The organism is Mucilaginibacter sp. P1_D10 (assembly GCF_056406215.1).
Window position 1 is genome coordinate 185,127 of sequence record NZ_JBFUAP010000013.1, and the last position, 6,847, is coordinate 191,973.

General features: G+C 47.1%; 7 protein-coding genes. All 7 read right to left on the bottom strand.

Annotated elements, in window-relative coordinates; genetic code table 11:
• Positions 1–39: 39 nt before the first annotated feature.
• The 7 genes from AC1DYT_RS20460 to xrtN all read right to left on the bottom strand — a co-directional run bounded on the left by AC1DYT_RS20460 (position 40) and on the right by xrtN (position 6,641).
• Positions 40–222 carry a hypothetical protein gene (locus tag AC1DYT_RS20460; RefSeq protein WP_477460064.1) on the bottom strand — a complete coding sequence of 61 codons (183 nt, stop codon included), beginning with the start codon at positions 220–222 and terminating at the stop codon, positions 40–42.
• A 467-nt stretch (positions 223–689) separates the two neighbouring features.
• A complete protein-coding gene (locus tag AC1DYT_RS20465; RefSeq protein WP_477471378.1) occupies positions 690–2,156 on the bottom strand; it encodes a ligand-binding sensor domain-containing protein in 1,467 nt (488 codons plus the stop codon).
• Positions 2,157–2,242: 86 nt separating this feature from the next.
• Positions 2,243–3,157: a HupE/UreJ family protein gene (locus AC1DYT_RS20470; RefSeq protein WP_477471379.1), complete on the bottom strand. Its 915-nt coding sequence runs from the start codon at positions 3,155–3,157 to the stop codon at positions 2,243–2,245.
• Between the two features lie 297 nt (positions 3,158–3,454).
• A complete protein-coding gene (locus tag AC1DYT_RS20475; RefSeq protein ID WP_477471380.1) occupies positions 3,455–4,225 on the bottom strand; it encodes an oxygenase MpaB family protein in 771 nt (256 codons plus the stop codon).
• The gene (locus AC1DYT_RS20480) at positions 4,218–4,619 is read right to left on the bottom strand and encodes a ribosomal maturation YjgA family protein (RefSeq protein WP_477471381.1); all 402 of its coding nucleotides are present in this window, start codon (positions 4,617–4,619) and stop codon (positions 4,218–4,220) included. The genes AC1DYT_RS20475 and AC1DYT_RS20480 overlap by 8 nt, the downstream gene beginning before the upstream one ends.
• 1 nt (position 4,620) lies before the next feature.
• The gene (locus tag AC1DYT_RS20485; RefSeq protein ID WP_477471382.1) at positions 4,621–5,205 is read right to left on the bottom strand and encodes a hypothetical protein; all 585 of its coding nucleotides are present in this window, start codon (positions 5,203–5,205) and stop codon (positions 4,621–4,623) included.
• 89 nt (positions 5,206–5,294) lie between these two features.
• Complete coding sequence (xrtN, locus tag AC1DYT_RS20490) at positions 5,295–6,641, bottom strand: exosortase N (protein WP_477471383.1); 1,347 nt, start codon at positions 6,639–6,641, stop codon at positions 5,295–5,297.
• Between the last annotated feature and the right edge of the window lie 206 nt (positions 6,642–6,847).

The following is a 6,847-nucleotide window of genomic DNA, read 5'->3' on the forward strand; positions in this document are numbered from 1 at the left end:
AAGTTAATAATTTCCAAATCGATGGTGTTTTAAACTCTCTTAATGGTGCTGTGGGTAGTGTATGCGTTCCAGTTTGCCGTTTGCATTGATGGCGTACTCTGCATCGCTTGTGTCTGTATTTACTTTTAATTCAGTAACAGGTTTGGGTTTAGCTTTACGGGGTATCAAGGGTATTACTAATAAAGCCAATAGCAATGCCACCCCTAAAAATTCAATTAACATGTCGGTTTTTATTTAATATTCAAATCATTTGTACTTGCGCATCCAAAACAATGCCGAAAATTTGCGCCCGGAAGTAAAACCATGTTTAAGCAATTTAAACACCGATTTTTATTTTTCCGGCGAAATTCAACGCCAATGCCACCATCCCGAATCGGGAAGGTATTTTTCAAAATGAACTGTTTAACAAGCTATTAGGTTTAATAAGAGGGAATTGGTTAGCCTTGCTTTTGCTGTTCAAATTACTATGCATACATACGATTTATTTTATAATAAGTTGTATGTATTTATGGAGATTTTTTTGAGGCGAGGCTGGAATCAAAAATATAGCGGTGTCTTTTACCTGCCGAGGTCAGCGAAATATCTCCTTTAAACACTTGGGCATTCCCTTAAATTTCTTTAAAAATCGGAGGTATTTAGGGCCTTTCCCTGGGATATCCTGCCCGCCATCAAAACAATGCTACAGGCTTCTATTTACGTTGCACCCTTACCAGCCCCTGCCTGGTGGTTAGATATAACACGCCGTTGTTATCGAAAGCCATGTTGCTAACGTAAGATGTTGGTATAGCAGAGTTTTGGTTATGATAGTTTTCCCATCCGTTTTTAAGATCCCACCTCACAAGGCCTGCCTTGTCAGTCGCTATCCAAAGCACCTTTTCGGTCCTGTCGTATAACAATGTGGAAGTACCGTTGAATGGCATCCCCGAGTTTGCGGTAGTGTACTGCTTAATGCTGCCATCGGGGTGGTATACGGCTATGCCCTCGTCCCTGTTAAGCTCTTTTTTATCCTTCGGGCCGTACTCATAAAGCCCCAGGTAAATATTGCCGTTCTCGTCCTCATCCATCGAGGTGATGCATTTGCCTTTCAACACGGTATTGGTGGTATTGAACGATGTTGCTTTACCGTTTTCGTCGATCATTACCGAGCCGCCAAAGGTGCCTACCCAAAGCCTTCCCTGAGCGTCTTTCTTTGCGAAGTACACCCTATTAGATGGTAATTGGGCAACGTTTGCCTGGTTCAGAAAGCTCCAGTTGCCGGCCTTGAAAATGCCAAGGCCGCTGTCTGAACAGAAGTACACTTCGCCGCTGGCTTTGTTATTGATGATTTTATAAGCGCCTTTAAACCCAATTTTTAACGTATCCATCAAAGCCCATCGTTCATTGCTGTAACTGTATATGCCGCCTTTTGCAACAACCCATATCATGTTATCGTTATCGCATGCAACAGCACTGTAGCTAAAATATTTACCCTTGGGCGTAATGTCTTGCTCTTTAGGCGTAAAGGCTGCGCCATTAAACTTTACAAGGCTTTGGTCAACGGAAATCCATATGGCGTTGTCCTTATCAACCGTTAAATAATCGATGAAATTATCGGGCAGGTTCGAGTTTTTGGCGTTCCAAACCTGTATAGCGTAGTCTTTTAAGTGCTCGTTGCTATACTGGTAGCTTTTGTTGAATATAATGGGATCCAGCGGCCTGTCAAAAGATTGCCTGAAGGCTTTCATATCTACCCGTTGTACCTGTGCGGATAATATGCCGTCCTTAATTTCCACAATTAGGCTCATTGATGTCCGGCCTTCGGTTTTATTGCCGGTTTTTGCGGGTATCCAGCTGGTAAAAGCGTTCAGCTGCGCTACTATGCTCTGCACCAGTTTGCTGTTCGATTTATCGGTATGGCTTAATACGCAGCCGTGCCCCACAGAATCTACTAACACCTGGAACAGTACCTTGCCCGCAACGCCGCTAAAGCCGCCTGCTTTGTTCAAATCGGCCACCAGCGTTTCGAACTCCGGTGATTTTACGCCGGCCTTCTGGTCGCCGCAATCGAGGCAAAATTGGCTTGTCTCGCAATTGGTGAGCTTGTAAGGGTAAATATTTTGGGCCTTCAGGCTATAAGATGCCACTATGGCAAGCATCATCAACATTAATTTCTTCATAACAACAAGGATTTAAGCTTAGCAATGATACCTCAAATCGCACGAAGAACCCAGAAAAATATCGATTAATTACCGCCAAAGGAATGCTACTTGCTGTACGACGATGCCGCAGTGCTGCTTGCCACTTTCATGTAAAAGCCTAATATGGCGTACATAGCCAATAACAACACCAGCCATGGGCCATAAACTGTTGCCGTCGCCATCGCAGAGGCTATGAAATTCGGTTGGTTACTTATCTGTTCTGCCATCCAGCCTATTGCAGATATAGCAGCCAACGCAGCACCTCCAATACGTAAGCCTTTGTAATGATTTATGCGGCTGAGGATAATAAGCCAGGGGGTGACTATGGCAATAATCAAGCCCAACATCAATTCGATGCCTAACCAAAAGGCCACGATACCGAGAGCCAAATGCCCGGCATCAAGGTTGAGGCTTATCAGCGTTTCGGCAAAGGCCATGCCGTGTACAAGCCCAAAACCTGCCGCTATGTACGCCTCTTTACGGGCAAAAATAGGTTTATAAGCATGAATTGCAGCTAGCAAAATACCCAGGGCCATCAACATCCCGGTAACGCGGATGGGGAAATGGATGATGCCCGTAGCGCAGATGAGTAGCGTGATGGTGTGCCCTATGGCGAACGCCCCGGTTGTCCTAACTATTCGCACCAGGCTGTACCCTACCCCACCAAAGCCGCTCCAATGCCTTTTGTTAGAAATAACCAATACGGCAGGCAACAACAGCATAAATAAAAACAACAAGTGGTAGGTTCCCCGCCTCATTTGCTGCATGCCCAATGCCAGCATATCACCGAAATTCGTCGATGTATTACCCTGATATCCAGACCGAAACAGCAATATTTGAGTAACTTTTACGTGAAGCGCAGCAAGAGGTACAACCTGTGCATAAGCTTTTGAAATACCTGTAAAAAAGATAAAAAGCAGGATTATAAACAGCCGACCGCGCTGCGCGGTACGGCTGCTTTTACTGGCCTGGATATGCATCTGAAACTTTAAAATTTAAAGTCGTTGCCCAAATCGCGCGGGTGATTGCGATTGATGCTATAATACTCAAAATTAACGGGATACGCAATAGTATCCCCGGAAACTTATCTCCAAACGCCCGGCAGGCCAATAAAGCCATAAACGCCGGCACCAGTGCCATCAGCAGTCTTTTCGTTTGCACCATAGTCAAGATGTATCGGGTCAATGGAACCCATCATCCGAATATGCGCATTGCAATGGAGCGTATTGTCCTTGTATCGACAAACAGGGCCAATGTATCGGTAAACCGTTTGAGCGTTAGCCTACATCCATCGCCTTTATCTGGGCCTTGTATGCCGCAGGTAGGATAGCTTCTTTCATCAAGCCATCGAGCTTAAAGCGACGAGAGAGTTTATATAGCTGAATAACAGGCATTAAGTACGATACACTATCTATTGGCAGCAGCTTTTTAGCCACTTGCGGTACGATTAGCAGCTGCACCTGCTTCAGCAACTGGTAGCGGATAGCGCCCAAATGCTTTTTATATTGCTTGAATAAATCGATGGTAAAATCGCTTTTAATCAGGTGAGCCTCAAGGTGTTCGTAGCGAGTCACCACCCAGTTTCTATAATCAAGCGGCATATCTTTCAAATCCATGCGTTTGCCCATGCGGTAAAATACCTCGAACACTTCCTCTTTTTCGTCGTCAGATAATCGCCTGTCTAACAGCTCATAAGAACGGATGGAGTAGTCTATCAGCATAAAAAGCACATCCCGATAGGCCCAATCGGGTATCTGCACGCCGCGGGCTTTCTCTACGCCCTGATGGATAGCATTTATCCTGTCGATAGCAGCCAGCGCATCATCGTATTCCGAGAAAACGATGGCGCGGGCATACTCCACGGTAGAGAAAAGCCTGCCCAGCGGGTCTGCCGGGAGCTTGCCGGTAAAGTACAGCCAGTCTACCGCCTTGTTCAGGGCAAACTCCGCTGCCGAGCCGGCAAATATGAACAGGATATTATCGGCCTTGCTCCAGATAGTGCGCACGATAGAGCCCTGCTCTACAAAATATTTCTTCGGATTATCCATTTTTCGTCGCTCCTTGCAAAGCATTACGCCCTGATAACCAATGCTCTATAATTACTACCAACAGCATCCCCAACGTATAAGCCAGCATGTCCTCCCAGCGGAACGTGGTGCCAAATATATTGCGGGCCAGGCTTGAATTTTCCCAGCCCAGATGGTTAATAAGGTGGTAATACTGCGTAACTTCTACAACATACGAGAAAACAAGCACGCCAATGGCAGTTACCCATAAATCGCTTTTAATGAATGATTTAAAGGCGCAATACACTAGTATAACCACCAAAAAATCGCCGCCGTAGGGGCGTATGAAGGCATCGTGCATAAAATCGGCTATCAATACCTCGGCATTGAACAGCAGCACCGCCAGCGCGAAATAGTACTTATTGAATTTGAACATGTTACAATCCCCGGCGGTTAAAGTGCTCTATTTTTTTAATACTTACGTAAGCGATATACAGGGGGATGATACCCACGGCCCCGAAAGAGCAGTCAACAAGTGTCCAGAACAGGGGGATGCTGCGGATAGGCCCCATGATGAATGCCAGCGGGAATATCATTACGCAAGCAAACATACCGAATTTTATTACCCATATATTCCGTACCGGGTCCCTAAGCGGACCAACGAATAAAACGGCCAGCATAATATGCGCAAAGGCCAGCCAATCAGTGCCATAGCTCAAAAACGGGTAGGCCTGGTTGCTTGCTTTTACGGCTGCGTAAACGGTGTTCATCCAGCTGTGTATGTACTCCGGCGCAGCACCGCTTAGGTTGGCTAATATACTCAGTTCGGTTTCGATTGGAAAGGCGGTTATGCCGCTGAGGAACAGCCCGGCTATCATCACTTTCATACAGGTTTTTATCCGCCGCATGGTGTGATTGTAGTTGATGGTGCGGGCCAGTTTGATCGGGTTTTTCACACCTTCGATGTGGCGGTTGAGGTCGTTGCCGGCATGGTTTAAGTCGGCGGTTTGGAGTGTTTTCATGATTTTTTTGTTGCTAAAATTTCCGTGTTTTTATTAAAATAGATGAAAAAAGGGGTCGTTTTTTCAGTGTTTTTCTTTGATTTTCTGTGTTATTCTTTCCTCATCGGAATTTTGTTGTTAAAAATCTTTTGACCGAGCATCTCCCCTATTTTTTGCTCCAGTTTTTGGGGCGAAGAAGCGTTAACGTTGACCAGATAAAACTGCCCCTGGTTTTTGGCGGCAGCCCAGCGCCAGGCAAATTGGTTAACGGTTTTGAGCCGGCCATCATCAAACCACCAGGCGGCGTAGATGCGGTCATGGTTTTTAACGAGGGTGGCAGTGTACATATCGTGGCCGTTCAACTTTTCCATCCGGATGGTTTTGAAAACGTAGCCGCTGCCCACCCAGCATATCATGGGGTCGTGCTCGGGTGCGTAGAAAGCGGTTGGCTTGAGGTAGATGAGTGCCTCCTTATTTTCGAATTTTAAGATGCCTCCATCCAGTTGCGTTTTGTGGTAACCGGGCAGGCTGATTGCGCTGCTGCCCCTCACCAGGCTGTCGGATTTTACCAACCGAACGGCCACCACCATTACTGCCGCCAGCAGGCAGGCATGCAAGAACGGATACCTCATCGCCGGCCATGGCTTAGTATTTTGAACATCCGCTTTAACCTTGCCAAAACGGACAAGCAAAGGTTTAATGCCCAGCAACAGCGGCAGCAACACGTACAGGCACAGGCAGCCTATGCCCACCGCATCGTGGAAGAAAGTGCCGGGCATGATCTTGAACATCACCAGCAACAGTATCCGGAAGAAGTTGCACCCGATGTTGAGCGCAACCGTTACCACGCAAAGCAGCGCCAGCCATTTAAAGGCCAGCACCTTGCCGCTTTGCCTTTGGTAAAACGCCAACACAAACAAGCACACCAGTACCGACATCACCAGCATATTCAACCCCGCGCAGGCAGGGTCTACCGAGAACTCGTAATTGCCCAGCATAATTTGGTTGCCCGCCGCGCTGGCCTGCTGCCCGCCCATGGCCAGCACGGCGGCTACCTTATCGCTCAGCCAAAGCCGCACCGGGAACTCGCCCATACGGGTGATATGCCCGAACACCGGCGATATCAGCAACAACAAGAACAGCAATATATCGCTTACCCTGCCGATGGTGCACTCTATGAGCAGCAGCGCCGCAAACAGCAAAGCCACAAAAAACAGCGTATTTACAGGCAGCAGCAGGGCCAACACCGCAGCCAACAAAGCAGGCAGCAGGTAGCGCAGGCTGCGGCGGCTTTTATCTACCGTGCAGATGTAGGGTATCAGCAACGCCCCCATCACCACGTTGGCATCCCCCATAAAATAACCGGGGATAAACCATAGCGCCAGCACCAGGTACGCCAACCCGAAGAGGATTGCCGGTTGTGGTTTGATGAGGGTTTTTAGTTGGATGGTTAGCATTGGGTTTATTTAACTAATCGTTTTTTAAAAGCGTGGGCCTTGTGCGATTCCCCTCTAGAGAGTAATAGCCCATGAATAGACATAAAAAATGTGTATATTTAAGGTAAATGAATGTAGGAGAAGTATTTACAAGATTTCCGAGTCAGGAAGTCTGTATAGATTATCTGGAAGGGCTTAGGTGGCAGCATGAGCCGCAATGTCCTTAC